Source organism: Ruegeria sp. BB10 (assembly GCF_056535725.1).
In genome coordinates, this window is sequence record NZ_JBQFIW010000001.1 from 2,645,433 (window position 1) to 2,671,745 (window position 26,313).

General features: G+C 59.3%; 23 protein-coding genes. 7 read left to right on the plus strand and 16 right to left on the minus strand.

The window, feature by feature from the left end:
- Nucleotides 1-130: 130 nt before the first annotated feature.
- From ACR3EP_RS13690 to ACR3EP_RS13725, 8 genes are all read right to left on the minus strand, one after another.
- Nucleotides 131-544: a c-type cytochrome gene (locus ACR3EP_RS13690; RefSeq protein ID WP_170349719.1), complete on the minus strand. Its 414-nt coding sequence runs from the start codon at nt 542-544 to the stop codon at nt 131-133.
- 112 nt (nt 545-656) lie between these two features.
- Complete coding sequence (locus ACR3EP_RS13695) at nt 657-1,673, minus strand: P1 family peptidase (RefSeq protein WP_170376301.1); 1,017 nt, start codon at nt 1,671-1,673, stop codon at nt 657-659.
- Nucleotides 1,674-1,682: 9 nt separating this feature from the next.
- Nucleotides 1,683-2,429, minus strand: a complete 747-nt coding sequence (locus tag ACR3EP_RS13700) for an SDR family oxidoreductase (RefSeq protein WP_170410867.1) — start codon at nt 2,427-2,429, stop codon at nt 1,683-1,685.
- Between the two features lie 54 nt (nt 2,430-2,483).
- On the minus strand, nt 2,484-2,903 hold the full coding sequence (gene arfB / locus ACR3EP_RS13705; RefSeq protein WP_170396658.1) for an alternative ribosome rescue aminoacyl-tRNA hydrolase ArfB: 420 nt from the start codon (nt 2,901-2,903) through the stop codon (nt 2,484-2,486).
- Nucleotides 2,904-3,166: 263 nt separating this feature from the next.
- The gene (locus ACR3EP_RS13710; RefSeq protein ID WP_058282690.1) at nt 3,167-3,811 is read right to left on the minus strand and encodes a queuosine precursor transporter; all 645 of its coding nucleotides are present in this window, start codon (nt 3,809-3,811) and stop codon (nt 3,167-3,169) included.
- A gap of 93 nt (nt 3,812-3,904) precedes the next feature.
- Nucleotides 3,905-4,786 (minus strand): esterase-like activity of phytase family protein, encoded by an 882-nt coding sequence (locus ACR3EP_RS13715; protein WP_480638339.1) that lies wholly within the window; start codon nt 4,784-4,786, stop codon nt 3,905-3,907.
- Complete coding sequence (mepA, locus tag ACR3EP_RS13720; RefSeq protein ID WP_480638340.1) at nt 4,759-5,622, minus strand: penicillin-insensitive murein endopeptidase; 864 nt, start codon at nt 5,620-5,622, stop codon at nt 4,759-4,761. Before mepA ends, ACR3EP_RS13715 begins: the two co-directional genes overlap by 28 nt.
- Nucleotides 5,619-6,986, minus strand: coding sequence for an MFS transporter (locus tag ACR3EP_RS13725; RefSeq protein ID WP_480638342.1), 1,368 nt, complete (start codon nt 6,984-6,986; stop codon nt 5,619-5,621). The genes mepA and ACR3EP_RS13725 overlap by 4 nt, the downstream gene beginning before the upstream one ends.
- Nucleotides 6,987-7,116: 130 nt before the next feature.
- Between ACR3EP_RS13725 and ACR3EP_RS13730 the strand changes: the two genes are divergently transcribed.
- The 3 genes from ACR3EP_RS13730 to yaaA all read left to right on the plus strand — a co-directional run bounded on the left by ACR3EP_RS13730 (nt 7,117) and on the right by yaaA (nt 10,338).
- On the plus strand, nt 7,117-7,404 hold the full coding sequence (locus ACR3EP_RS13730; RefSeq protein WP_480639028.1) for a YggT family protein: 288 nt from the start codon (nt 7,117-7,119) through the stop codon (nt 7,402-7,404).
- Nucleotides 7,405-7,494: 90 nt separating this feature from the next.
- Nucleotides 7,495-9,534, plus strand: a complete 2,040-nt coding sequence (recQ, locus tag ACR3EP_RS13735; RefSeq protein WP_480638344.1) for a DNA helicase RecQ — start codon at nt 7,495-7,497, stop codon at nt 9,532-9,534.
- Between the two features lie 33 nt (nt 9,535-9,567).
- Entirely contained in the window at nt 9,568-10,338 is a 771-nt protein-coding gene (gene yaaA / locus ACR3EP_RS13740) for a peroxide stress protein YaaA (RefSeq protein WP_480638345.1), read from the plus strand.
- Here the strand turns inward: yaaA and ACR3EP_RS13745 are convergent.
- The gene (locus tag ACR3EP_RS13745) at nt 10,329-10,787 is read right to left on the minus strand and encodes a VOC family protein (RefSeq protein WP_480638346.1); all 459 of its coding nucleotides are present in this window, start codon (nt 10,785-10,787) and stop codon (nt 10,329-10,331) included. The two genes, yaaA and ACR3EP_RS13745, sit on opposite strands and share 10 nt — an antisense overlap.
- A gap of 8 nt (nt 10,788-10,795) precedes the next feature.
- Entirely contained in the window at nt 10,796-12,997 is a 2,202-nt protein-coding gene (locus ACR3EP_RS13750) for a response regulator (protein WP_480638347.1), read from the minus strand.
- Nucleotides 12,998-13,114: 117 nt separating this feature from the next.
- On the opposite strand from ACR3EP_RS13750, the gene ACR3EP_RS13755 reads away from it, so the two are divergent.
- On the plus strand, nt 13,115-13,963 hold the full coding sequence (locus ACR3EP_RS13755) for a 2-keto-4-pentenoate hydratase (protein WP_480638349.1): 849 nt from the start codon (nt 13,115-13,117) through the stop codon (nt 13,961-13,963).
- Here the strand turns inward: ACR3EP_RS13755 and ACR3EP_RS13760 are convergent, their stop codons facing one another.
- The 4 genes from ACR3EP_RS13760 to ACR3EP_RS13775 are packed head-to-tail and all read right to left on the minus strand — an operon-like array spanning nt 13,964 to nt 20,644.
- Complete coding sequence (locus ACR3EP_RS13760; protein ID WP_480638350.1) at nt 13,964-16,006, minus strand: hypothetical protein; 2,043 nt, start codon at nt 16,004-16,006, stop codon at nt 13,964-13,966.
- Complete coding sequence (locus tag ACR3EP_RS13765; RefSeq protein ID WP_480638352.1) at nt 16,003-18,768, minus strand: DUF4159 domain-containing protein; 2,766 nt, start codon at nt 18,766-18,768, stop codon at nt 16,003-16,005. The genes ACR3EP_RS13760 and ACR3EP_RS13765 overlap by 4 nt, the downstream gene beginning before the upstream one ends.
- Entirely contained in the window at nt 18,765-19,640 is an 876-nt protein-coding gene (locus ACR3EP_RS13770; RefSeq protein WP_480638354.1) for a DUF58 domain-containing protein, read from the minus strand. Before ACR3EP_RS13770 ends, ACR3EP_RS13765 begins: the two co-directional genes overlap by 4 nt.
- The gene (locus ACR3EP_RS13775; RefSeq protein WP_170360874.1) at nt 19,637-20,644 is read right to left on the minus strand and encodes an AAA family ATPase; all 1,008 of its coding nucleotides are present in this window, start codon (nt 20,642-20,644) and stop codon (nt 19,637-19,639) included. The genes ACR3EP_RS13770 and ACR3EP_RS13775 overlap by 4 nt, the downstream gene beginning before the upstream one ends.
- Nucleotides 20,645-20,708: 64 nt before the next feature.
- On the opposite strand from ACR3EP_RS13775, the gene ACR3EP_RS13780 reads away from it, so the two are divergent.
- Complete coding sequence (locus ACR3EP_RS13780; protein WP_480638356.1) at nt 20,709-21,287, plus strand: DUF1285 domain-containing protein; 579 nt, start codon at nt 20,709-20,711, stop codon at nt 21,285-21,287.
- Here ACR3EP_RS13780 and ACR3EP_RS13785 read toward each other — a convergent pair.
- A complete protein-coding gene (locus tag ACR3EP_RS13785; protein ID WP_480638357.1) occupies nt 21,284-22,219 on the minus strand; it encodes a DMT family transporter in 936 nt (311 codons plus the stop codon). The genes ACR3EP_RS13780 and ACR3EP_RS13785 overlap by 4 nt on opposite strands.
- Nucleotides 22,220-22,400: 181 nt before the next feature.
- Between ACR3EP_RS13785 and ACR3EP_RS13790 the strand changes: the two genes are divergently transcribed.
- Both ACR3EP_RS13790 and ACR3EP_RS13795 read left to right on the plus strand, forming a co-directional pair.
- Nucleotides 22,401-23,156 (plus strand): hydroxypyruvate isomerase family protein, encoded by a 756-nt coding sequence (locus tag ACR3EP_RS13790; RefSeq protein WP_480638358.1) that lies wholly within the window; start codon nt 22,401-22,403, stop codon nt 23,154-23,156.
- Nucleotides 23,157-23,218: 62 nt separating this feature from the next.
- Entirely contained in the window at nt 23,219-23,449 is a 231-nt protein-coding gene (locus ACR3EP_RS13795; RefSeq protein ID WP_170515669.1) for a DUF2798 domain-containing protein, read from the plus strand.
- 58 nt (nt 23,450-23,507) lie between these two features.
- Here ACR3EP_RS13795 and polA read toward each other — a convergent pair whose 3' ends face one another.
- Nucleotides 23,508-26,306, minus strand: a complete 2,799-nt coding sequence (gene polA / locus ACR3EP_RS13800) for a DNA polymerase I (protein ID WP_480638359.1) — start codon at nt 26,304-26,306, stop codon at nt 23,508-23,510.
- Between the last annotated feature and the right edge of the window lie 7 nt (nt 26,307-26,313).

Below are 26,313 nucleotides of genomic sequence, written 5' to 3' on the forward strand. Positions count from 1 at the left end.
AAGTCATGCAAGGGCATGATGAACCGCGTATCCCCAAGGTGACCTTGATCCAAGCTGTTATCAATCGCACGAAAGGCCGCAGGGGGCTGCGGCCTTTTGCAATCTTTCGAATGGTCTGGTTTTTCAGACGTTATTCGCCCGAGACACTGACGATATAGGCATAGACGTCTTCGCCGCCCTTCTTCAACTTAAAGGTCATTTTCGACTTGGCCGATGTCTCACCCAGGTAATCTTTCAAAAACGCCTTGGGATCCTGCGCGTATTCGACAAATGTGGCTTCATCCCAGACCAGACCGTTTTCACCAGCCTCAACGATGCTGTCTCCGTATTTGAACCCTTCGACGGTACCCGCGGTGCGGCCCGCGATACCGTATAGGTTCGGACCGGTCTTACCGCCCTTGACGATGACTTCACCGGCCGGGTCAGCGATCTGATGGCAGGATTTGCATTTATTGAAGGCCTTTTTGCCGGCCTCGGCGTCACCTTCCGCATAGGCAGGAAGGGCCAGCAGGCCGACAATTGCGGTAGCGAGGATACGATTCATGAGTTTTGCTCCGATACGAATTGGCTGCACCGAATGGACCGTCGGCGCAAAAAAGAGTCAACGCGCAGATTGCCGCGCGAGGGTAATGTGCCCTGCGGCATAAAGACAGTCCTTAACTTTTGTCATGTGGTGCGGTCCAACAGGGCAATAGATCGCCCGCTGCCGGGGTCGCCAGATAAATAGCCCGCGCAATAGCTCGTGCCAGACAGACCGAGGCCGCATGCCCGATCAGCCCCAAGCCGGCTTCGGCGTCGATGGTCTGCGCGCCAGTGCTGACCGCAAAGACCAGATCTCCGTCCCCTGGTGTGTGTGCCGGCAGAATGGCGCGGGCAATGCCATCATGTGCTGCCACTGCCAGTCGCTGGCACTGCGATTTCGACAAGGCAGCATCCGTGGCCACAATAGCGATTGTCGTGTTGCCCTTATCCGGCTCGGCAAGCCGCATCGCCTGCGCCTTGAGGCTGGGTGCAGGAAAGCCGAGACCGGCACTTGAATCAGATCCTAAACCGCCAAATTCGTCTCCAAACTCGAACGGCGCTGCCCAGAAATGGCGGTCGCCGGGTGTTGTCACACTGCCCAGCGGGTTGGCCGCAACCAGGGCACCGACGGTCACCCCATTGTCCAGAACCAATGAGGCGGACCCGAGCCCCCCCTTGTGCCGCGCCGCCAAAGCACCGGTTCCGGCCCCCGCTGTGCCTAACGCAAAATCCACATCTGCGTCGTCAAAGGCCTCCTGTCCCAGCGCGCGATAGGGGTTTTCAACCCAATCCTTGTCTCCGCCGTTCAACAAATCAAACAGGATCGCGCCCGGCACAATGGGCACCACAGTATCGCCCACCGGATATCCCCTGCCCCGCGACCGCAATGCATCCGAGACGCCAGAACAGGCATCCAACCCAAAGGCCGACCCACCGGACAAAGCAATTGCATCCACTTGCGAGACCGATTTATCCGGCGCCAGCAGATCGGTTTCCCGCGAACCCGGCGCACCACCCATCACATGGACCGACGCGGTAAAGGCCTGATCTGCCGTCAGGACAGTTGTTCCCGATTTCAACGCAGCGTCCTGCGCATTTCCGACCCTCAGGCCAGAGACATCGGTGATCAGGTTACGGGGTCCGGGGATCATGGATGGACCTCAGATACAACGGCCACCGTCGACCTCCAAAGCAGCGCCGGTGATCATGCTCGCCTCGTCCGAACACAGGAAACAGGCGGCGTTGGCCATGTCGTCGGGGGTCGAGAAACGCCCCAGCGGGATGGTCGACAGGAACTTGGCGCGCATTTCAGGCGTATCTTCTCCCATGAAGGATTTCAGCAGTGGTGTTTCCCCGGCCACCGGGCAGAGCGCGTTTACACGCACCCCCGAAGGCGCAAGTTCCACCGCCATTGTCTTGGTGGCCGTGATCATCCAGCCCTTGGACGCGTTGTACCAATTCAGGTTCGGACGTGGCGACAGCCCCGCGGTCGAGGCCACGTTCAGGATCGCACCCGCCCCGCGCACTTTCATCGCTGGCACCAGCGCCCGTGCGGTCAGATAGACCGATTTCATGTTCACGTTGAAGACGCGGTCAAATTCCTCTTCGGTGACATCCTCTAGCGGCGTCGGCAGATGCGTGACACCGGCATTGTTCACCAAAATATCCAATTGCCCGAACCGATCCATCGCCATATCCGCCATGGCCTGCACCGAGACTGCATTCGCCACGTCGACCATCTGAGCAATCGCATTCGGCCCAAGCTGATTTGCCTGAACCTCGGCCGCGTCACCATTGATATCGGCAATCATGACCCGCGCGCCTTCGGACAGGAATTTCTGCACGATCCCGGCACCAAAGCCAGACGCGCCACCGGTTACAATCGCGGTTTTCCCCTCTAACCTCATGATCTTGCTCTCCCTTGCCCTATCAAACTAGCAAGGCACCGTGAAACTGCCAGTTCAATCTTCTGCGACCTTGCCGCGCAGCGCCTTCACATCCGAGCGCGCTTTTTTGGCCGCCAGCCGCCGTTTGACCGAGCCATAGGTGGGTTTCGTCGCAATCCGCCGCTTGGGTTTCTCCAGTGCGCGGACAATCAGTTCAGCCAGACGGGCGCGGGCAATCTCGCGGTTGCGGGCTTGGCTGCGGGTTTCTTCGCATTGAATGATGATCGCGCCATCTTTGGTCCAGCGCCGCCCGGCCAACCGTTTCAGCCTGTTTTTGACCGGATCGGGCAAGGAGGGCGAGCGCGCAGCCTCGAACCGCAGCTCAACTGCGGTCGAGACCTTGTTCACGTTCTGACCACCGGGACCGGACGAGCGGACAAAGCTCTCGGTCATTTCCCAGTCCTGCAGGGTGATATCGTCGGTGATGCGCAACATGAAGTGGACCTTATCCGGCACAAGCAGAAACAAAAAGGGCCGCCCCGGCGGGACGGCCCTTCGAAAGTACAGGAGGTTGGGTCGGTTAGATCAATCGACCAGCCGGAGCGAGCGCTCCGCCAAGGGCTGCCCTAACAGGCGATCCCCCCGGTTGTTCCGACACCTCTCTCCAATCTCTTTCTCGACACTGGATCACCTCCTTTTCTATCTGTTGCGGTTAACTTTGAGCCTGACACAAGATGCGCCATTCTCAAAGCACTTTTTTACGCAGGCTGCGCGGTCAACCGCGCAACGATCACCTTGAACGGGATCAGCGCAATCATCGCCAGCGACAACTTCACCAGCCAGTCAGCAAAGGCCAGCGTCACCCACAGGGGCACCATCGGACCAGTCAACATGAAGGGCACAGGCTCCCACGCCCAGTTGATCGCCGCATCAGCATTGGCACCGAAAACCGTGACAGAAGCTGAGAATGCGATGGTGAAAAACAGCGCGGTGTCCAGCGCCGAGCCAACCAGGGTCGACACCAGCGGCGCGCGCCACCAGCGACCACCGCGAAGCGAATTGAACACGGTGACATCAGTCAGCTGTGCAATCAGAAACGCCGTTCCCGAGGCAACAGCGATCCGCAGCGGCACGGCGGCATAGGTAAATCCGTCACCTTGCAGCATGATCTGGCTGCCGATCAGCGAACAGATGATGCCGGTGACAAACCCGGCGAACACCACCTTGCGGGCCGTGGCCACGCCATAGACGCGGTTCATGATGTCGGTGACCAGAAAGGCCAGCGGATAGGTAAAAGCACCCCAGGTCAGCAGCCCGTCAAAAATCAGGAACTGAACCAGAATGTTCGAGGCCACAACAATGGCGGCCATGGCAATAATGCCGGGTATATAAGCGCGTTGCATGTTTTCAGATGCCCGTTTTGACAAGGTAGCGGCGACTTGGCCAAGGGACCGTCCCAAGGCAAGCCGTGCGTTTAGACCTTTGGTTGGGATGTGTCAATCCGGTAGCAGATACTCCACCAGTTCAGTGCGCTGAAGGACCAGAAAGTTGTCGTCCGAGATCATCGTGGCGCGCAACCGCCCCTGATCATCGCGCCAAACCGACAACCCTTCGAGGTTGTCATGCGTGCCTGTGCCGGTCATAAACAGGTTTTCTTCGGCACCGACTGAATCCTCTGTGATCTGCCACCGCCGCAGGCGGGTGCGGAACCCTGTCAGGGACAGGGCTCGTTCCAATAAATAGAACCGACCATCTGGACCAAAATCGGCAGATACAGGCAAGAATTTGCCCCGCTGTGGCAACACGAAAGGGGTCGACCAACCCTGCCCGTCCCAGCGATAAACGGGGATGTCGCCTGCTTCGGTCCGGCTTCTTTCGGGAAGGGTATACAGCCACCCCTGATTGTCGATTGCCAAGGCTTCGAACGACCCATTCAGTTTCAGATTTTCAAACGCCTTTGGGCGCGGCAGCACCCGCGCTTCGGCGTCGGGGGTCGCGTACCGGGCAACGCGATGCACTGACTCAAATGAGATGTAATGGCTACCGTCCGGTGCGACCGCAATGCCTTCGGAATCCCCTGCTTCGCCGGATAGGGGCCGTCCTGTGCTAGAGAGAACCGGCCAGTTCCCGGTGATCCGGACCCCTGTAATGTCATCCTCGTCCCGCGCAATGGTCGCGCGGACAAGAACCGACCGGTCACTAAGCGCAAGCATATGCCGACCGTTGTCCGAGATATACAGGGCCGAAAACCCGCCAAACCATTCCGCCGGGTGGCGCCAGACAAAGCTGTTTAAGTATGTGGCCGTCTTGACCTCGACCGCCCAAACCGCACCCGCCAGCAAAATAGCAATCAGTTGGATTGCAAGACTGCGGCGCATTGCTGGGGCAAATCGGTCAGAACATACTCGCGGCGTTTCTTCGGCGCAGGCGCGTTCGGGTCAGGTGGCGGCGGGTTGAGGATGTTGCGCACCCATTGCTGCGCCTCGGCACACCCATCACCTTTGGGCGGCGCGTCCTGATTGACACAGCCGCGCGAGCCCTTGGGGCATTTCAGACGCACGTGGAAATGATAATGATGCCCCCACCATGGCCTGATCTTACGCAGATAGGCCTTGTTGCCTTTCTCATCATTGCACATCTGAACCTTGGCGCCGGGAAAGACGAAAATCCGCGCCACGCGCTTGTCCTTTGCCGCCTCACGCAGCACGGCGTGGTGCTGTGCCGTCCAATTGCCATTCACATAGGCCCCGTTGGCGCGGCGCAGGGAAATCGACGAGATATTCTCGCGCGCTTTGCGCGACAGCCGCATGTTGTCGCCGGGCAGCATCCAGATATCGATGTCCAACCCCAACTGGTGGCTGCGATGACCAGAAGTCATCGGACCACCACGCGGTTGGCTGATATCCCCGATATAGAGACCATTCCACCCCGGTTGCCGGGCCGCAAACTTGCTGAGGTCCTGTACGTAATCCACCGCCTCCGGGTGGCCCCAGTTGCGATTACGCGACAGGCGCATGGCTTGCCATGTCGGCCCCGTTTCGGGCAGTTGCACCGACCCCGCGGCACATCCGCGCGAATAACTGCCGAACGCGGCTGGTTTTTGCTGTGAACTTTGCTTTTGCGCCCCGAACAATTGCTTGGCCAAGGGCTGCGCCCCGGCTGCTCCTGCCAATGTCATCGTGGCGATTATTGCTAAAAAACGTAGTAAAATCATCTGCTCTGATCCCCTTCCGGTTTAACCCAGCGCATTAGGAACAGGCCTAGAATAAACAACAGAATGATCGGTGACACCCCCAACCGCGCACTGCCCGTAACAGTTGTGGCAATCCCGATTAGCAAAGGCGCGGCAAAAGATGTCGCGCGGCCGGACAGGCCGTAAAGGCCAAAGCTTTCGACTGGCGTTTTTGGGTCGGTATGGCGCACCATCATGGATCGGCTGGCCGATTGCAGGATACCGCCCATACCGCCGATCAGAACTCCGCAGCCAAAGAACACCAGATCCGGCAGGCCTGACCCTTCGGGCAAGGAGATGCCGTAAATCTGCGTCCGATCCATCGACACCACGGTGATGCAGACAAAGATCAGCACCCAGATCGCGACCAAAATAACTGGTTTAGGGCCGTATTTCTTATCCATCTTGCCACCGACCCACGCAAAGATGGCCGAGGCCAGAACACTGACAATCCCGAACACTCCGATCTTGATCAGCCCCCATTCCAATACCAGCCGTGCATAGACACCGCCGAAACTGTACAGCCCGTTCAGCGCATCGCGGTAGAACATGGAGGAACCCAGATAGGTCGCCAGACTGACCCGGTGCCGCAAGTCTGAGATGGATTTGCCCAGCAAGTGTAGCGCCTCACGCAGGCTGCCAGTCTTGTTACTGTCCGGGTCATCACGCACCCAAAGGAAATAGGGCACCATGAACAGGATGAACCAACCGGCGGTAAAGGGACCGACGAACCGCGTGCCCTGCTGGCTCGCCGCATCCAGCCCGAACATCGGGTCCATGCCAATCAGCGTCTTGCCGTTGGGCTGTTCGACGAACAGCAACAGCATGATCGCCAATGAAATCAACCCGCCGAAATAGCCAAACGCAAAGCCCGAACCCGAAATTTCGCCCACTTCATTGTCATCGCCCAGATCAGGCAGCTGAGAGTTGATGAAGATCAGCGCATACTCCGCGCCGACAAAACCCAGCCCAAAGGCCGACAGCATCAGCCACATGTTCGAGCCATCGGGCAGCGTGTACCAAAGCGCGGCAGATCCCACCGCGTACATCGCCGAAAAGGCAAAGATCCACGGAATGCGCCGCCCCGACACATCCGCCATCGCACCCAGCAAAGGCGCGCCAAAGGCGATGATCAACCCGGTGATGGTCAGGCAATTGGCCCAAACCGTCTGCGCCCGCGCGGCGGCGGCCTGCGGCTCTAGCCCGGTGCCCGAAAAATACCCCGCCGCAACCCCGGCGAAGTAGGGACCAAAGACAAAGGTGACCAGAAGGGTGTGATACGGCTGGCTGGCCCAGTCGAAAAACCACCAGCCCCAGATGCGCCTGCGTTTGGAAATCTCTGCCATAACCGCCCCTGTTTATTGTTGTTTTCATATGACGGGGCTTTGGGCCAATTCGCAAGCGTTCTATGGCGCGGGCTTGCTCTTTGTCGCCCCAACTACTAACTCTCCCGAAACAAACTTGGAGTTCACGAAGATGATGGCGATTTACGGTCCCTTGATGCTCATCCTCAGCATTGTCTATTGGTTTGTCATCATTCACGTGATCATGAGTTGGCTAATCAACTTTCAGGTTTTAAATCTACATCAACAGGTGGTTGCTCAGATTTGGTATGGGCTCAACAAAATCCTTGAACCAATCTACCGGCCGATCCGCCGAATTATGCCCGACCTCGGTGGAATCGACCTGACTCCTCTTGTGGTATTGGTTGTAATTATCTCGTTACGAGAATTCATCCTGCCGACATTGTTTGGGTTCATCTAGAGGCGCGTGTTCCCTCTTGTTCACCGAATCTTAGTATGTGATTGTCCTGTCTTAAGAGCAGATAAACCTTAAAACAGGGCAACCCCGCACATGTTCGACGCCGCGCCTTTGCTGCGAGATGTCTTTGGATTCGACGACTTCCGCCCCGGTCAGGAAGAGATCGTCGACGCCGTTTCGCTGGGTGAAAACGTGCTGGCGATCATGCCCACGGGCGGCGGCAAATCCCTGTGTTTTCAGCTGCCTGCCTTGATGCGCGACGGGGTGACGGTGGTTATCTCTCCTCTGATTGCCCTGATGCGCGATCAGGTGCGCGGGCTGCAAGAGGCCGGGGTCGAGGCCGGTGCGCTGACCTCGGGCAACACCCCCGAAGAAACCGACGCCGTGTGGGAGGCGTTGGAGGCCGGGCGTCTGAAACTGCTCTACATAGCCCCCGAGCGTCTGGCCGCCGGGTCAGCCTTGGGCATGTTGCGTCGGATCAATGTCAGCCTGATCGCCGTGGACGAGGCCCATTGCGTCAGCCAATGGGGCCATGATTTCCGCCCAGATTATCTGCGGATCGGAGAGCTGCGACGCGCATTGGACGTGCCTTTGGCCGCTTTCACCGCCACTGCGGATGCCGAAACGCAGGACGAGATTGTCGAAAAACTGTTCGACGGCACCGCCCCGCGTAAGTTCCTGCGCGGCTTTGACCGGCCCAATATCCATCTGGCCTTTGCTGCCAAGGACGGCCCACGCAAACAGATCCTCGACTTCGCCGAAGCGCGTAAAGGCCAATCCGGTATCGTCTATTGCGGCACCCGCAACAAAACCGAAGTGTTGGCCCAGGCCTTACGCGCCGAAGGCCACACCGCCTGTCATTATCACGGCGGAATGGAGGCCGAAGACCGCCGCATCGTCGAAACCCGCTTTGCCCGCGAGGATGGGCTGATCGTGGTTGCCACCGTTGCGTTCGGAATGGGCATCGACAAGCCCGATATCCGCTGGGTCGCGCATGCGGACCTGCCCAAGTCCATCGAAGCCTATTATCAGGAAATCGGCCGCGCCGGCCGCGACGGCGGGCCTGCTGAAACCCTGACCCTGTTCGGCCCCGACGACATTCGCTTGCGCCGGTCCCAGATCGACGAGGGGCTCGCACCACCGGAACGGCGCATGGCGGATCATGCGCGGCTGAACGCTCTGCTCGGGCTGGCCGAGGCGCTCGAATGTCGACGCAAGACCCTGCTGGGGTATTTCGGAGAACAGATCGAACCTTGCGGTAAATGCGACCTGTGCGACAGCCCTCCGGAAGTGTTCGATGGCACCACCCCCGTTCGCATGGCCTTGTCGGCGATCCTGCGCACCGAGGAATGGTTCGGCGCGGGCCATCTGATCGACATTCTGCTGGGTAATGAAACCGACAAGATTCGCGCCCGGCGGCACGACAACCTGTCCACATGGGGCATCGGCAAGGACTGGTCGCGCCCACAATGGCAGGCGATCTTCCGACAGATGATGGGGCACGACCTTGTCCGCCCCGATCCCGAACGCCACGGCGCGTTGCGCATGACCGAAGCAGCCAAGCCGATCCTGAAGGGTGAGGCGCAGATCAACCTGCGCAAAGACACGATCCGCAAGGCCACCCGGAGACCCGCCGTCAAGATGATGGTGTCCGAGGAAGACGCGCCGCTGTTATCTGCGCTCAAGGCCAAACGTCGCGTGCTGGCGGAAAGCGCGCGAGTTCCGGCCTATGTTATCTTTCCCGATCGCACCCTGATTGAAATGGCCGAAAAACGCCCGGCCTCTTTGGACGATATGGCCCAGATCAGCGGAGTTGGCGCGAAAAAGCTGGAACGGTACGGCGACACCTTCCTTGAGGTGCTGACCGGCGCGGTTGAAGAATTGCACCCAGCACGCCGCAAACTGGCGGGCCGCGAACAAGGGGATATCTATGACCGACTGCTTGAGGTTCAAACACGGCTTTCACGCGGCTCCGACGGGATTGACAAACCGCTGACCTGTTCGGCCTCACAACTGGCCAAGGTCGCACAACTGCGCCCCAATGACCCGCGCGGGATGGAACAGGTGCTGGGCAACCGTCGTCACGAAAGGTTTGGTGCCGCGTTTCTGGACGTGCTGCGTCAGGCGGGCTAGATACCCTGCATCAGGCAAGAAACGAGGGCGGATATGCTGGTAGTGGTTTCCCCGGCCAAGCGGCTGGATTGGGCAGAGCGGGACGTTGAGGTCACGCAACCCGACTTTCAGGACGACGCGATCCGACTGTCGAAAACCGCCCGCAATCTGACACTGGGCGATCTGAAGAAACTGATGGACCTCAGCGATGATCTGGCCCGTCTGAACCGTGACCGGTATCGAGCATTTTCGGACTCGCCGGGCGCTGAATTGACCCGACCTGCAGCGCTGGCCTTTGCTGGGGATACCTATCAGGGGCTGGAAGCGACCTCGCTGGATGCCGAAGAAATGGCCTGGGCGCAGGAACACCTGCGTATCCTGTCCGGTCTGTATGGGGTGTTACGCCCGCTGGACGCGATTCAACCCTATCGTCTTGAAATGGGCAGCAAGCTGAAAACCCGGCGCGGCAAAAACCTGTATGAATACTGGCGCGATCAGCTGAGCAAGGCGCTGAACGCACAAGCTGATGAGGTTGGATCGGACATTCTGGTGAATTGCGCCAGTCAGGAATATTTCGGCGCGGTTGACCTTAAGGCGCTGAAGCTGCGGGTGGTCACGCCGGTCTTTATGGAAGACAAGGCAGGTACGCCCAAGATCGTCAGTTTCTTTGCCAAAAAAGCCCGTGGAGCCATGGCGCGCTACATCGTTCAACACCGCCTGACCGACCCCAAAGGGCTGCTGGAATTCGACACTGGTGGATATGAATACCGCTCGGACCTGTCGCAAGAGGACAGACCCGTTTTCGTGCGCCCCTATCAGGCCTGATCCAGCATCAATGGGTCGTAAGCAACCAACTCAACCGTGTTGCCCTCGGGGTCTTCGGTGAAAATGCCGCGCCATCCGATCCAGCCGAATTGTTCAACGCGGTAAGGCTGACTGATTTTGTCATACCAGCGCATCACGGCCTCTTGCTCAGCAAAGGGCAATGACAGAGCAATATGATGCAGCGATGACCCGGCGCCGGTAGTGGGCTTGTTAGCGCCGGTCGGGTGCAACCCAGGCCGCGGGGCGGCCGCATGGTGGAACAAAGCCAACACCTGTGTATGTCCGCCAAACCCTTCGGCGATGCGGAAAAAGGTGATGGCGCTGTTGTGATCACCGCTCAGGCGTTCCAGCCCGATCACATCTTCATAAAACGCCACCATCGCGCCCATATCGGCACAGCGAATGGCAATCTCACCCAAGGCACGAGGCTGAAATCCACGATCAGTCATGGCTTACCCTATTCAGCCTGTGCATCTCCGGCAATGACAGGCAAAACACCCTCGGGCTGATGGTCCAATATCATCTGGTGGATTCTCCGCTTTTGCAGCGGTTTGCTCAGATAGTGATCCAATCCGGCCGACAGAATGCCCTGATCATCCCCAGCCATGGCATGCGCCGTCAATGCGACGATCGGCACATGCCGATCCGTGTCAATCTCGCGCCGCCGGATTTCCGCCGTGGCCTGTTTCCCATCCATCTTGGGCATCGAAATATCCATAAAAATCAGGTCCGGGTCGAATTTCTGATGCTGGTCCACGGCTTCCAGCCCATTCGCGGCGAATTGCAGGTCAATGTTCAGATCCTTGACCATCTTTTGCAGGATCAACTGGTTGGTCCGATTGTCCTCGGCTGCCAAAACACGCATCTGGCGTTCACCCTGCGGCTCTGACGGTGCCTCGGGGTCACTTGAAGCAGCTTCAGGCGTGACAGGCAGCCGCCCCAATTTCGTCAAGCGCGAATACAGTTCGGCGCGGGGAATAGGTTTCTGCAAAACCCCGTCAATCAGGTTACGTGCCGGGTTGGCGTGGATGACACCGGGATTGGCCGACATCACCACCACGGGCAAATCCCCCCAACCCCGATCTTTCAGCGTGGTCGCCAGTTCCAACCCATCCATGTCCGGCAGGTCGTGATCACACAGCAACAGGTCCACACTGCCATCAACAGCGGCCAGCGCCTCACCCCCCGAGGCGCAAACGGTGACTTTCGATCCCAATCGCCCTAGCTGTTTCGACAGGATGGCACGGTTCACCGCCAGATCCTCGACAACGACCACGTGGCGCAACCGACCAGCCAAATCAGGCGGTGTGGGTTGCGGGCCTTCGATGGTGGGCAACGAGATGCGAAATCCAAAACAGGAGCCCAGCTCGGGCTCGCTTTCCACCCAGACCGACCCGCCCATTAGTGTGATAAGCCGCTTGGTGATCGCCAACCCCAGCCCTGTACCCTCGAATGCGCGGTTTTTTTCATCTTCGACCTGATTGAATTCACCGAAGATGTGCCCGATCTTGTCCTCTTCGATGCCGATACCGGTGTCTTCGATCGCAACGTGAATATCGCATGTGTTCGTGTCTGCATTCGGCACACCAGTGACGCGGATCAACACATGGCCTTCGGTGGTGAACTTGACCGCATTGCCCACCAGATTGGTCAATACCTGCCGCACGCGACCGGGATCGCCCACGAACAAGGTCGGTAGGAACAAATCATAATCGACCAGCAAGGACAGCCCTTTGTCGCGCACGCTGGGTTGCATCAGCATCGCAACCTCAAGAATGCAGCGTTCAAAATCGAACTGTTCAGGGTGCAGGAGCAGCTTGTCCGCCTCGATCTTGGAATAATCCAGAACGTCGTTGATGATCACCAACAACGCCTCGCCCGAGTTGCGGATGGTGTTGAGGTAGAGCCGCTGTTCCTCGTCCAGCGGGGTTTCCGACATCAACTCGGTCATGCCGACAATGCCGTTCATCGGGGTTCTGATTTCATGGCTCATATTGGCCAGAAAGGCAGATTTGGCCCGGTTTGCGGCCTCGGCCCGTTCGCGGGCGGCCTTCAACTCAGCCTCATCCCGAACCGAGGCGGTGATGTTCAGGCCCAAACTGACCACGTCACCGCCATTGCCGCGCTGGTCGATCAACTTGAAATATTCACCATTCCACAGCTTGATCACCACCGATTCCGGCTGGGGTTGTGTCCAGCGGTTCAGCATTCTGGCCTGCCAATCGGCCGGAGATTCCGCGCCAATGTCAATCAACCCTTCGTCGGTCAGAATCTCAAGGATACGGGCATAGGAAATACCCGGTGACACCTCATCCAAACCATCAAACAGGCTGAGATAGGCCCCATTGGCCCCAATCATGCGGCTTTGATCGTCGAAGAAGGCAAACCCATCCTGAATGGTCTGCATCGAATGCCACAAGCGGCGCTCGGCCACTTCGATCTTGGCATTGGCTTCGGTCAGGTCGGATTTAACTTTTTCGTTTTCATCCCGAACCGTTTCGACCTCGGCCTGGGTTTCGCCGATGCGTTTGGTCAGGGCCATCGCGTGTAGACCCAGCTTGCGATTGGCGGCTGACAATTCGGCCTGTTTCATCTCCAACAGCCGCTCGGCCGCCAGCCGCGCACGCCGTTCCTGTGCCAGTTTGGTTGCAAGACTCATCGTTGCTGATCCCGGGTAACTTGCGCCCAGCATCCAGACAGAGCGTGAAAAAGTGTTTAAGCCGTTGCCCGAACACGGACCATCGTGCCAGAGTTTTTGAAAACCCGGAGGTCCGCCATGCCGCGTAAAACATACTTGCCAATACTCTGCGCCATCACGCTGGGGTCTCATGCGGTGGCGGATTGCGCCACAGAAGCGCAGATCGACCAGTATGTGCAGGACTATCTGACCAACACGCCGACGGCGGCCCTGTCTGCGGATGGCAGCATGGAAGACGCGCTGTGTACACAGGCCAAGATAGTCAGTGTGTTAGAGCCACATTTGGGGCCGATCATCGGCTATAAGGCAGGCCTGACCAGCGCCCCCGCGCAAGAGCGGTTCGGCGCATCTGAACCGGTTCAGGGCGTTCTGTACCGCGATATGATGCTGGACGACGGGGCCACTGTACCCGCCACATGGGGTGCGCGTCCGGTTTTTGAGGCCGATTTGGTGCTGGTTGTCGGCGACGTTGGCATCAATCAGGCGACTGCCCCGGCCGAAGTTCTTGCCCATATCTCAGCCATCCGCCCCTTTATCGAGCTGCCGGATCTTACCCTGGCCGAGGGGGAGCCAATCACGCCGGTTACCCTAACCGCCATTGGCGTTGCCCCGAAACTCGGCGTGTTAGGCTCTGAAATTCCCGTATCCGATCCTACAGCGATGACGCAGGCGTTGCAGGATATGACGGTCACACTCCGCGCCGCGGATGGCGAGGTACTGGCGCAAGCCCCAGGGGCGGCCGTTTTGGGGCACCCGGCAAATGCGGCCCTATGGCTGATGTCGAAAGGTATCGAGTTTCAAGCCGGCGACCTGATTTCCGTCGGGTCTTTCGGCCCGCTTGTGCCGCCTGCAAAGGGAAAAGGCGGGGCGTCCGTCACCTATGCGGGTCTGCCCGGTGATCCCACGGTCAGCGTGGTGTTCGAGTAATCAACGTCGCCCTTCGCGCAACCATCCGGCCAGCAAGAAGCCACCGGCCAGCACCAGCACCAGCCAGGGCGGTAAAAGCCCGGCCTGTGTGACATCGCGCGTCTCATAGGCTTCTCGCGGGGTCAGGCCGATCCATCCGCGCCCAGCAGCTGGACGCCCGGCGCGGACATTGCGGATAGACGGCAACCCGTCTTCCAGTCGGATTGTACCCCCGCGCAGTTCGGCCAGTACGGGTTTCAGCACCTCATCAGTGGCGATGGTACGCTCAAACTCTTTCGGCGCAGCGGGGCCCAGCCCGATCACTGCCATCTGGTCACCTTCCTGAAGACGGTAGAGGCCAATCTCGGGTCCAAAATAGGTCGCCTCGAATCGCCCAGGGGAGACCTCATCGAGCGTTATTTCAAGCGTTTCGCCATCGGGGCGGGTGATGGTCACCGGTCCGACCTCATCCTCCAATGTCTGACGGATGATACGCATGACCTGCCCGTTGGCTTCGGCCCATAAGGCTTCTTCCTCAAGCTCGGGTTCTTTCATCATCCAATGGGCCAGACGGCGCAACAGTTCCAATTGCGGCCCGCCGCCCTCAAAACCCCGGCTCCACAACCAGGCATGGTCCGACGCCAAGAGCGCCACGCGCCCTTCGCCCACGCGGTCCAGCACCAGCAGGGGTCGCTCATCCACACCGGTCATCAACAGCTCACCCGTGCGGTGGTTGACGTCGATCTGGCGCAGCCATGCGCCCCAATCCTCGGAATCCCCCAGATCTGTCGTCACCGGGTGGCGATGGCCCAGATCGGTCACCATGGGCACGAAACGTTCCTCGATCACTCGGGCAGTGGGTTGTGCCGGCAGAATCGGCGCTAAAGGTGAACGGAAGATGCTGTCGGCGCTGGCAAAATCCGGCCCCGCCGCAATCAAAACAGCGCCGCCTTCGTTGATATAATTGGTGACATTGTCCAGATAGATCGCGGGCAGGATGCCGCGCCGTTTGTAGCGATCAAAGATGATCAGGTCGAAATCGTTGATCTTTTCCAGAAACAGCTCGCGCGTTGGGAAAGCGATCAAGGACAACTCGTCCACCGGCACGCCATCCTGTTTCTCGGGCGGGCGCAAGATGGTGAAATGCACCAAATCGACCGAGCTGTCGGATTTCAGCAGATTGCGCCAGGTCCGCCCACCCGGATGCGGCTCACCCGACACCAGCAGCACACGCAACCGGTCACGCACCCCGTTCATCTGGATCAGCGCGGTGTTGTTGCGGTCGGTTAATTCGCCCTCGGCCTGAGGCACAGTGAACTGAATGACATTGCGCCCACCATGCGGCAGAGCGATGGGCAATTCGACATCGACGCCGATGGGAATGGTGAATTGTTCCGGCTCGGCCCCATCTACTGATATCTCCAGCGGCGCAGTGGTCGCCCCGGTAGGCGCAGCGCCGCTGTCTTCCACGCGCAAGGTCAGGGTGACAGGTTCACCGATAATGGCAAAGGCGGGGGCATTGCGGACGATCAGGCGGCGATCCCAGTCGCTTTCACGTCCGGTTTGCAGCAAGTGCATCGGCGCGGGCAGGTCGGGGGCCTGCTCGACATCATGCACCAGACCGTCTGAAACCACCAGAATACCCGCAATCCGTGCGCGCGGCTCTTCGGCCAGTGCGGCGCTCAACGCGGCCATAACCTGCGTGCCTTCGTCGCCGTCTCCATCGGCGACCTTGATTCGGCGCAGCTCGGTATTGTCACGGGCTTCGATTTCAGCAGCCAAACCCTCGGCCGCCTGCGCGGTTTGGTCGGCGCGATCCGAAAGGGCCTGACTGGCGCTTTCATCCTCGATCATCAGCACGATATCAGTCAGCGGCGCACGGTCTTCGACCTGATAGACCGGACCCGTCAAGGCCGCGATCACCACCAGCGCCGCCAGCCCGCGCAAGGCCCAACCAGACAGGCCGCGCCAAAGGGCCAGCAGAACCCCTGTGACCGCAATCGCGGCGACAATGGCCAGTACTGGCCACGGGATAAGCGGATCAAAGATGACTGTTCCGGTCATTGTCCCAACCTGTCCAAAAGCGCAGGCACGTGTACCTGATCCGATTTGTAATTCCCGGTCAGCACATGCATCACCAGATTGACCCCAAAGCGATTGGCCAGCTCGCGCTGACGTTCCCCGGCATAACCACGCCCGACTGGCAATAGCGCCTGTCCGTTGCTATCGATCGCCCAGGCCCCGGCCCAGTCATTGCCGCCAATCACCACAGGGGTGACGTTGTCGTTGAGATTGCGAAATGGCATGCCCTCGATCTGTTCGGCATCCACTGGGGCGGCCTCGACCCAGATTTCTGTACCAGCGTAGCGACCCGGAAAATCCTGCAGCAGGTAAAAGGCACGAGTCAGAACATGATCACCTGGAACAGGCTCTAACGCGGGAATATTAAGCGGGGCCGCCAGTTGTTGCAGTTTGCGCCCATTGGGGCTCGAGGCCCCAAAGCGCGCAATATCCGCATCACGTGTGTCGAACAGGATCATGCCACCCGATCGCAAATAAGCGTTCAGTTTAACATAGGCCTCAGCCGAAGGCTGCGGCTGATCCGGAGTGATCGGCCAATACAGCAGCGGGAAAAACGCCAGTTCATCGCGCTCAAGATCCACCCCAAAGGGCTCGGCAGGTTCAACCGATGTGCGATAGAACAACGTTTGCGACAAGCCACGCAGACCAGCACCTGCCACATCGTCAACCTGCGCATTTCCGGTCAGCACATGGGCCAGCACCAGCTCATGCGTGGCATTCAGTGCGAATTCTGTATCCTCGGGCGTCTGCGCCTGCGCCTCGGGCACCAACAGCATGGCACCCAGCGCAACCGCCGCCGCTTTGGCCAGACCAAGGCGGCCAGACAAGGCCAATGAGGCGATCACATCAATCGTCAGCAATAGCAGAGCGAGGCTGAGCAGAATGCCCCCGACAGGTGTCTCAGAGTTCACCTCCTGCCCTTTGATCGGTACATCCGAAGGCCAGATTGCCGGGCTAATCACTGCCTCTTCTGTCAGAACATTCAAGGCCAGCTTCTGTTTGCCGCTTTCATAAAGGCCGGGCTGCAAATCGGGGCCGGTTGTGCCCGAGATCAGCTCGACCCCGTCCACGCCAGTCAGATTGCCCGCATCGGACAGGGCGCCAAAGCCGTCCATCACTTGCAACGGCTCCCACGTGGTGCCCTGTAGCTGCGAATCCTGCCGGGATTTCGCCGCTGAGGCCACGGCCAGACGGTCCAACATCTCAACAAACAGCCCCGAAAGCGGCAGGCTGGACCATTCTGCATCTGCCGTCACATGGAACAGAACCACCTGGCCCAAGCCCAGCGCCTTGCGTGTGACCAGGGGCGTGCCGTCGGACAACGACGCAATAACCCGATCCGCCAAGTTAGGGTCTGGTTGTGCCATGACCTGTGTTGTGACTGTAACATCGCCGGGCACCTGCAAGCCGTAGAAAGGCGAGTTTTCCGGAAAGGGTGCCAGCCCCTTGGCCTCACCCCAGCTCATCGCGCCACCGACCGAGCGACCGCCGCTGCGCAGACGTACCGGCAGCAATACATCCTCGGAATCGCGGCCCAGGTCGCTGGCGGCCATGCGTGGACCGGCAAAGCGCAGCAATAATCCGCCCTGTTCGACCCATTCCACCAATGCCGTCTGCTCCCCGGGCGACAGTTTGGCCACATCGGCCAGAACGATGGCATCAGGATTGGCAGGTAAAACTTCCAGCAACCCTCCATCCACGAAATCCGCAGTGGGGCTCAGGACCTGGGTCAGATAGTGCAGCGGTGAGAGCAGTTCCAACCCTTCACGGTTCAACGTTCCGGCGATCAGGGCAACCTCGCGTCGGCGAAGGCTGTCATCCGTCAGCGTTACCGCACCGGCCGAACGCTGCCCCTGAATCTCGAACCTTGTGATCCGTCCCCGCAATTCGGATGGCAGGGCAAGCTCCACCTGCGCCGTTGTTTCATTTTCTTCGAAAACGGCATCAGCGCTATGTAGAATGCGCATGACACCCGCCGGGTCGCGGCCCTGAGCCACAAGCGTGACAGCCGTCGCCGGCCCGGGTTCAGATCGTCTTGCAGTCAGTTGAATAACCCCATCCTGATACACTGCCGGAACCATCGCCAGCACCGGGGCGGCAGATTGATACACCGTCACGTCACCACGCGATTGCAAAGTGTCCAGAATTCGGGCGCTGTTCGGGTAAGCCAGCTTGTCGCTGAACCAGAATGTGTCAAAGTCCTCTTCGATCTGATCCAGCACGTCAATTACCTGCGTGATCTGGGTTTCGCTTGGTTGCCATGGCACCGGAACCATCCCCGGCAACCGCCCGCGCCAGGCCTCTGCCGCCTGAAAGACAGGGGTTTCCGGCTCTGTAAGGCGCAAAATGGATACCGGACGGCCCGCGCGTCCGGCCTCAACCAACTGGGCGTCAATTTGCTCCAGCGTTGCTGGCCATCCAGTAGCCCCGGCCCAGCTTGCATCCAACACCAAAAGCAACGGGCCGGACCCGGCCTGAATACGTGACGGATTCAATACCGGTCCGGCTAATCCGATGATGATCGCGGCAACTGCCACCATCCGCAGCAAAAGCAACCACCACGGGGTACGGTCCGAAACGCTTTCCTTGTCCTTCTGTCCCAAAAGCAAAGTGACCGCGGGAAACAAGCGGCGGATCGGTGCAGGTGGAACCGCGCGCAGAATCAGCCACAGGATCGGCAGGGCCAGCAGGCTCAGCAATACCCAAGGGGATGTGAAGCTGATCACTGACAGAAATGCCGTCATCGCAAGCTCCCGTCCAAAGCGCGGTACAGCCACAGCAGCGCCGCCTGTGCGCTGTCTTCAGTGTGGTGCAGGCCATATTGCCAATTTGTCGCCCGGCACAATTGCTGTAGCGCTTCTTTGCGCTCCACCAGCCGCTCAAGATACCGGCCACGCAAAGCACCAGCTTTCAAGGTCTCGTGTTTCAAGGTTCGTCCGACACTCTCGAACACGGTGCGGCCGTGATAGGGGAAAGATTCCTCGCTGGGGTCCAGAACATGCATCAAAACGCCCCGCACACCACGGTCGGCAGCTTTGGTCAGGGCCAGTTCCACCTCGCTCATCGGGCCCAGAAAGTCCGATATGAACACGGCACGCGCGCGCGGGATCATGGCGCGATGCTCGGGCGAGGCGTAATCGTCCTGCACATCGCCTGACCAGGCCTGCGCTAGTCGGACGATTTGCGCGTTTCCGCGCCGGGGCGGCAGCGTGGTGCCGGTTAGGCCCACGCGCTCTCCACCGCGTACCAGCAGGATCGAGATTGCCAAACCCAGCAAACGGGCCCTGTCACCTTTCGTTGGAAGGTTCTTGTTGGACGCAAACCGCATCGAGGCACCCTGATCCACCCACAGCATCACCGATTGCGCGATTTGCCACTCCCGTTCACGCACAAACTGCTGATCCCCGCGGGCCGAGCGCCTGTGGTCGATCATCCGACGGCTGTCACCGATCTGCGCCGGGCGGTATTGCCAGAAATCGTCACCAAGGCCCGAGCGCCTGCGTCCATGATCGCCCAGCAACACGGTTCCGGCCAGATGTTCGGCACGTGCCAACAGCGGCGGTAGCCGGGATGCCTCGGCCTCGGATCTTTCTCGAAGGGTCAGCGCGGCATTCACGCCGCGGCCTCGGTACGGATTAACCCGGCGGCCGTCGAGTCGATCAGCTCAGCCAGACTATCACCACGCGCGCGCGCCGCGAAGTTCAGCGCCATCCGGTGGCTGAGCACCGGGCGGGCCATGTCCAGGACATCTTCGGCATTTGGCGCCAACCGCCCCTGCAACATCGCGCGGGCCCGCACCGTCATCATCAGCGCCTGCGCCGCACGGGGACCTGGACCCCAGGCAACTGTTTCTGCGACGCGCTCGGACGCACCTGCCTCTTCTGGGCGGAACGCACGAACCAGATCAAGAATCAACTCCACAACCGACTCTCCCACCGGCATGCGACGCAGCAAAACCTGCGCGGCCAGCAGTTCATCTTTGGTGAAAATCTGATGGGCTTCGTCTTCTTCGACCCCTGTGGTTGCAAGCAAAATGTCTCGTTCGGTCTGACGGTCAGGGTATTCAACATCGACCTGAACAAGGAACCGGTCCAGCTGCGCCTCGGGCAGGGGATAGGTGCCTTCCTGTTCAATCGGGTTTTGCGTGGCGAGAACGTGGAACGGTTCGCCCAGCGAGCGATCTTCGCCCGCCACGGTTACGGTGCGTTCCTGCATTGCCTGTAGCAGAGCCGACTGAGTCCGCGGGCTGGCGCGGTTGATCTCATCCGCCATCAGCAACTGACAGAAGATCGGGCCAGAGATGAAGCGGAAGTGACGGGTGCCGTCATCGGCGGTGTCCAGAACCTCGGACCCCAGAATATCGGCAGGCATTAGATCGGGCGTGAACTGGATACGATTGCCATGCAGGCCCATCACCGTCGACAAGGTTTCAACCAATCGCGTCTTACCCAGCCCCGGCAAGCCGATCAACAAAGCGTGACCGCCGCACAACAGCGCAGTCAGGGTCAGGTCAACGACCCGTTCCTGTCCGATAAAGCGACGGGTGATCGAAGCCTTGGCCTCTTGCAGCTTGTTTTCCAGCGCTTCGATCTCGGACACGAGGTCGGCAGGTTCGCTCATGACTTTCCCTTCCGTGGACTATTATGATTGAAGTGTATCGCGCTGAGAGGAAATGGCAAAAGCAATGAGCGGACAAAAACCTGTGACCCCTTCACCTGATGGTCTGGCAGCATCAGTCAAAGCAACCAAATCCAAGGGTTTGCCGCCTGTTCACCTGTGGAATCCTCCGTTTTCCGGCGATCTGGACATCAAGATCGCAAAAGATGGCACCTGGAGTTATTTAGGGTCGCCCATCAACCGGTTCGAGCTTGTGAAGCTTTTTTCCTCAATTCTTAAGAAAGAAGACGGGAAGTATTACCTGGTAACCCCGGTGGAAAAGGTTGGAATCACTGTCGAGGATGCGCCCTTTGTGGCCGTCGATTTCGATGTCGAAGGGGAAGGTGACGGGCAAAGGGTGACTTTTAGCACGCATGTCGGTGACCGCGCTGTGGCGGGGCCGGATCATCCCATTCGCATTGTCATCGACGAGGAAACAGAAGAGCCGTCGCCCTATGTATTGGTGCGCACAAACCTTGAGGCGCGGATTGATCGTAAAAGCTTTTACCGCCTTGTGGACCTTGCCCAGCATCAGGATGGCTGGTTCGGCGTTCGGTCGGGGGGGCGGTTTTTTCCTTTGATTCCGTCCGAGGACCTGCCGGATTAAGCCCGTCGCGGGACCCGGCGATCCTGCGCCAGAACCACAGCGACAGCGACGATGCTCGCGCCCAGCGCGCGGGTCCAATTCCACTCTTCGCCCAATACCAGCATGATCAGCATCACATAGAAGGGTGCGATGTTGATATGAAACGAGGCCAACGCCACGCCCAGCTTGCCCACCGACGCGATGAACAGCACCTGACTCAGCCCCAGCGAAACCAGCGCATAGATGACCAGCATCCCCATCTGCTGCACATCAATCGGTGCCGAGGGCAGGATATCCATGCCAGCCTGACCCGCCGCAAAGAACAGGAATGCAGCCACGATCAGCCCCCCAACCAAGGTAATCGTGCTGCGCCCGGTCTGACTGAGGTCGGGGAAATCCCGCGCTGTCGCCATGCTGGCCCAACAAAACAGCCCGGTTGACAGGATGGCACAGCCCGCACCCAACCCCAGCTGCGCCGGAGCTACCGCACTGGTGGCAATCAGCCCGCCGACGATCGACACGACCAGACCTACCGCAAAATTCCACCGCAACCGCCGTGTGCCAGTCGCCAGTTCCAACAGCGTCGCGAACAAAGGCGCGCAAGAGGCGATGATGGCCACTGTTACCGGGTCAGTCAGTTTTTGCGCCACAATGATCAGGAACATGCCAGCGCCCAGCGTCCCGCCAACAAACAACGCATGTCCCCAACGGGCGCGCAATACGCGTGACGGACCGTCAATCAGCAACCAGACCGGAACCAGAAACGCCACCGCCAATACCAGTCGTGCTGCAAACAGGGCCACCGGAGGCCAGCTTTGCAACAGCACCTCGGCGGCCGGAAATCCCGCCGCCCAAGTCAGCATGGATGCAACCGCCAGACCATTGCCAGACACCGCGGATGTCCGTCCGCCAGACACAGTAAGGGTGTTCCCGCGCACGGGGTCAGGGCTCATTGCCATCGTGTTCAAACCTTCTGTTGGCACGGCGCGCAAAAATGATTCGCCGCGTTGCCCCAAAAGTCTCTGATTTGATCCAGGCGATCTGGCCGATTTTCGACAATCTGTCGTTTTTGATCCCCTTCCCCAAAAATCGCCGTCCCGTTAAGGTCCGGCCAACAGCTGCCCGAGACCGCCCATGCCTAAATTTGCCGCCAATATCTCACTGCTCTTTGCCGAGCTTCCGTATCTGGAGCGTTTCCAGGCGGCGGCCGACGCCGGATTCAAAGCGGTCGAAATTCTGTTTCCTTATGAACTGGCTGCAAAGGAAACGCGCCGCGCGCTGCTGGCAAATGGACTGGAACTTGTTCTGATCAACGCGCCGCCGCCCAATTACACCGGGGGTGAGCCCGGCTATGCCGCAGTTCCGGGTGGCGAGGCGCGGTTTCAATCCGATATCCGCCGTGTCTTGCGCTATGCCGAGATCCTGCGACCAGGGCTGATCCACATCATGTCGGGGTATGCCACGGGTTCGGACGCACAGGACTGTTTCGTGCACAACCTGCAATGGGCCGCCGATTTTGCCCCGCAACAGCAGTTCACGATCGAACCGCTGAATCCGGTTTCCCAGCCCGGGTACTTTCTGAACGATTACGATCTGGCAATGCAGGTGCTGGACCATGTGAACCGCCCCAATGTCGGCCTGCAATATGACAGCTTTCATGCTCATATGATCCACGATGACGCGGAAACTGTCTGGAATAGCTTTCATCCGCGGATCGTCCACGCCCAGATCGGCGCCGCCCCCGACCGCTGTGAACCGGGGCGCGGCCCGACAGATTTCCAACGTCTGTTCGCAGCGATGGACGCAACGGGTTATTCCGGCTGGGTCAGCGCCGAATATATTGCCTCCACGTCACGAACAACGGACAGCCTTGACTGGATGCGGGGCTAGCTCTGGCGTTTTGACGGAAAATACAGCACATCAGGGGAAACAAGACCATCAGGATGCCCGCAATGATCCCCGCCCGCTTTTCCCGCGCCTTGTTCAGCCTGATCATGTCGGGCCTCATGTCCTGTCTGGTGACAGGGATCGCGACGGTAAAAGCCATCGGGTTTGGCCCCAGCACCTTCAGCGACTGGATAGCGTCCTGGGCCTTTTGCTGGCCCATCGCCTTCACCGTCATCCTGCTGCTTGGCCCATCCGTGCAACGGTTGGTCAACCGCCTGGTCAGGCCACAGGACTGACCCGCTGTGAAGAGGGCCCGCCGGGCCTGATGAACTGCGCCGCCCTTGTTTTTAACAGCTAGTGCGCCTCGGCCCAGTTGGCCCCTTGCCCCGCGTCCACGCTCAGCTTTACATCCAACTTTACCGCCGGATTCGAGGCGCCTTCCATCACATCGCGCGCCACGTCGATCACCTGATCCACCGCGTCCTCAGCCACTTCGAACAGCAATTCGTCATGCACCTGCAACAGCATCTTTGCGGGTAACCCATTGATCGCATCCGGCATTCGAACCATTGCGCGCCGGATCACATCCGCTGCTGTGCCCTGAATTGGGGCATTGATCGCCGCCCGGCGTGAAAATCCTGCATGCGGTCCCTTGGCGTTGATTTCGGGCGTATGGATTTTGCGCCCAAACAGCGTCTGCACGTAACCATGCTCTTTGGCAAAGGCGACGGTGTCGTCCATGTAGCGGCGAATACCGGGGAACCGCTCGAAATAACGGTCGATGAAACCCTGCGCCTCGGCTCGTGGGATGCGCAGGTTGCGCGCCAGTCCAAAACCCGAGATGCCATAGATCACACCAAAGTTGATCGCCTTGGCCTGACGGCGGATATCCGGCGTCATCTCGTCCAGCGGCACATCAAACATCTCGGACGCGGTCATAGCGTGAATGTCCAAACCATCTGAAAACGCTTGTTTCAGAGCCGAAATATCGGCGATATGCGCCAGAATCCGCAATTCGATCTGGCTATAGTCGAGACTGACCAGCACATTGCCCGGCTCGGCAATGAACGCCTCGCGTATGCGCCGCCCTTCTTCCGTGCGCACCGGGATGTTTTGCAGGTTGGGATCGGTCGAGGCCAAACGCCCCGTGTTCGCCCCAGTGATCGAATAAGAAGTATGCACCCGGCCCGTATCCGGATTGATATGGGTCTGCAGCGCGTCGGTGTAGGTCGATTTCAATTTGGACAGCTGCCGCCAATCCAACACCCGGCGCGGCAACTCATGCTCGGTTGCCAGATCTTCCAAGATATCCGCCCCGGTCGAATATTTACCGGTCTTGCCCTTTTTGCCGCCTTCCAGACCCATCTTGTCGAACAGGATTTCACCCAGTTGTGCGGGCGAGCCGACGTTGAAGTTCTCACCCGCCAGCTCATGGATTTCAGCCTCTAACCCGGCCATTTTTTGCGCGAATGCGTTGGACATGCGGCTCAGCACATCGCGGTCGACCTTGATGCCATGCATCTCCATCTCGGCCAGAACTGGCACCAGTGGGCGTTCGAGCGTCTCATATACTGTGGTCACCTGCACCTGATGCAGTTGCGGCTTGAACAGTTTCCACAGGCGCAGAGTGATATCCGCATCCTCGGCAGCGTAAGCCGTAGCTTGATCAATCGGAACCTTGTCGAAAGTGATCGCCGACTTGCCCGAGCCCAGCAATGGTTTGATCGGGATCGGCGTGTGGCTCAGATACCGCTCGGACAGGGTATCCATACCATGTCCGTGCTCGCCCCCATGCATCGCATAGGACATCAGCATGGTGTCATCGATCGGTGCCACGTCGACGCCGTACCGCTTAAAAATCTTGGCATCATATTTCATGTTCTGCCCGATTTTCAGGATCGACGGGTCTTCGAACATCGGTTTCAGCAGGTTCAGAGCCTCATCCAGCGGCATCTGCCCCTCGGCCAACGCATCCGACCCGAACAGATCATCTGTTGCGCTTTCGCGGTGAATCAACGGGACATAGCAGGCCTCGCCCGCCTCAACGCAAAGCGAAATGCCGACCAGTTCAGCGATCATCTCATTCAGACCGGTGGTTTCGGTGTCCACCGCGACCCAGCCACGCTCATATGCCTGATCAATCCACTTTTGCAGCGCCCCGGCATCGCGTACGCATTCGTATTTCGACGCATCAAAGGGGACGGCCTCAGCCTCGGCCTCTTCGACCGCAGTTGCGGGCGCATCGGCGATTACCGGGGCCTCGGCCCCCAACTTGTCGGCGATGCGCTTGGTCAGGGTGCGGAACTCCATCTCGGCCAGAAAACCCAGCAGAGTGTCCGGTTCGGGGTCTTTCACCTCAAGATCATCAAGGGTGAAATCCAGCGGCGTCTGTTCGTCCAACTGCACCAACTTTTTCGACAGCTCGATCTGATCGCGCTTTTCGATCAGCGTCTGACGGCGCTTAGGCTGTTTGATCTCTTCGGCGCGGTCCAACAGGGTTTCCAGATCACCATATTCATTAATCAGCAGCGCCGCCGTCTTGATCCCGATCCCAGGCGCGCCCGGCACGTTATCGACGCTGTCACCTGCCAGCGCCTGTACGTCGACCACCCGTTCCGGCCCAACACCGAACTTTTCGAACACCCCATCGCGGTCGATGCGCTTGTTCTTCATCGCGTCCAGCATTTCCACGCCGCCGCCGACCAACTGCATCAGATCCTTGTCCGAGCTAACGATTGTCACCCGTCCGCCGGCATCGCGCGCCTGCACGGCGAGGGTCGCGATGATGTCGTCGGCTTCATAGCCCTCCAACTCTTTGCAAGCGATGTTGAACGCCTGCGTCGCCTCGCGCGTCAGCGGCATCTGCGGGCGCAGATCTTCGGGCATCGCCTCGCGGTTGGCCTTGTACTGGTCATACAGGTCATTGCGGAAGGTGTGCGATCCCTTGTCGAAAATCACGGCCACATGGGTCGGCGCGTCCGGCCCGGCGTTTCCTTCGACATATTTCTGCAGCATGTTGCAGAACCCAGACACAGCGCCAATCGGCAACCCGTCGGATTTCCGCGTCAGTGGGGGCAGCGCGTGATAGGCCCGAAAAATAAAAGCTGATCCGTCGATCAGATGCAGATGGCATCCTTTTCCGAAATTGCTCATGTACGCG

Excerpts from the sequence above, each read along its gene's own strand:
- ACR3EP_RS13690 (WP_170349719.1), bottom strand. The coding sequence starts at position 544 with ATGAATCGTATCCTCGCTACCGCAATTGTCGGCCTGCTGGCCCTTCCT.
- ACR3EP_RS13695 (WP_170376301.1), bottom strand. The coding sequence starts at position 1,673 with ATGATCCCCGGACCCCGTAACCTGATCACCGATGTCTCTGGCCTGAGG.
- ACR3EP_RS13700 (WP_170410867.1), bottom strand. The coding sequence starts at position 2,429 with ATGAGGTTAGAGGGGAAAACCGCGATTGTAACCGGTGGCGCGTCTGGC.
- arfB (WP_170396658.1), bottom strand. The coding sequence starts at position 2,903 with ATGTTGCGCATCACCGACGATATCACCCTGCAGGACTGGGAAATGACC.
- ACR3EP_RS13710 (WP_058282690.1), bottom strand. The coding sequence starts at position 3,811 with ATGCAACGCGCTTATATACCCGGCATTATTGCCATGGCCGCCATTGTT.
- ACR3EP_RS13715 (WP_480638339.1), bottom strand. The coding sequence starts at position 4,786 with ATGCGCCGCAGTCTTGCAATCCAACTGATTGCTATTTTGCTGGCGGGT.
- mepA (WP_480638340.1), bottom strand. The coding sequence starts at position 5,622 with ATGATTTTACTACGTTTTTTAGCAATAATCGCCACGATGACATTGGCA.
- ACR3EP_RS13725 (WP_480638342.1), bottom strand. The coding sequence starts at position 6,986 with ATGGCAGAGATTTCCAAACGCAGGCGCATCTGGGGCTGGTGGTTTTTC.
- ACR3EP_RS13730 (WP_480639028.1), top strand. The coding sequence starts at position 7,117 with ATGATGGCGATTTACGGTCCCTTGATGCTCATCCTCAGCATTGTCTAT.
- recQ (WP_480638344.1), top strand. The coding sequence starts at position 7,495 with ATGTTCGACGCCGCGCCTTTGCTGCGAGATGTCTTTGGATTCGACGAC.
- yaaA (WP_480638345.1), top strand. The coding sequence starts at position 9,568 with ATGCTGGTAGTGGTTTCCCCGGCCAAGCGGCTGGATTGGGCAGAGCGG.
- ACR3EP_RS13745 (WP_480638346.1), bottom strand. The coding sequence starts at position 10,787 with ATGACTGATCGTGGATTTCAGCCTCGTGCCTTGGGTGAGATTGCCATT.
- ACR3EP_RS13750 (WP_480638347.1), bottom strand. The coding sequence starts at position 12,997 with ATGAGTCTTGCAACCAAACTGGCACAGGAACGGCGTGCGCGGCTGGCG.
- ACR3EP_RS13755 (WP_480638349.1), top strand. The coding sequence starts at position 13,115 with ATGCCGCGTAAAACATACTTGCCAATACTCTGCGCCATCACGCTGGGG.
- ACR3EP_RS13760 (WP_480638350.1), bottom strand. The coding sequence starts at position 16,006 with ATGACCGGAACAGTCATCTTTGATCCGCTTATCCCGTGGCCAGTACTG.
- ACR3EP_RS13765 (WP_480638352.1), bottom strand. The coding sequence starts at position 18,768 with ATGACGGCATTTCTGTCAGTGATCAGCTTCACATCCCCTTGGGTATTG.
- ACR3EP_RS13775 (WP_170360874.1), bottom strand. The coding sequence starts at position 20,644 with ATGAGCGAACCTGCCGACCTCGTGTCCGAGATCGAAGCGCTGGAAAAC.
- ACR3EP_RS13780 (WP_480638356.1), top strand. The coding sequence starts at position 20,709 with ATGAGCGGACAAAAACCTGTGACCCCTTCACCTGATGGTCTGGCAGCA.
- ACR3EP_RS13785 (WP_480638357.1), bottom strand. The coding sequence starts at position 22,219 with ATGAGCCCTGACCCCGTGCGCGGGAACACCCTTACTGTGTCTGGCGGA.
- ACR3EP_RS13790 (WP_480638358.1), top strand. The coding sequence starts at position 22,401 with ATGCCTAAATTTGCCGCCAATATCTCACTGCTCTTTGCCGAGCTTCCG.
- ACR3EP_RS13795 (WP_170515669.1), top strand. The coding sequence starts at position 23,219 with ATGATCCCCGCCCGCTTTTCCCGCGCCTTGTTCAGCCTGATCATGTCG.
- polA (WP_480638359.1), bottom strand. The coding sequence starts at position 26,306 with ATGAGCAATTTCGGAAAAGGATGCCATCTGCATCTGATCGACGGATCA.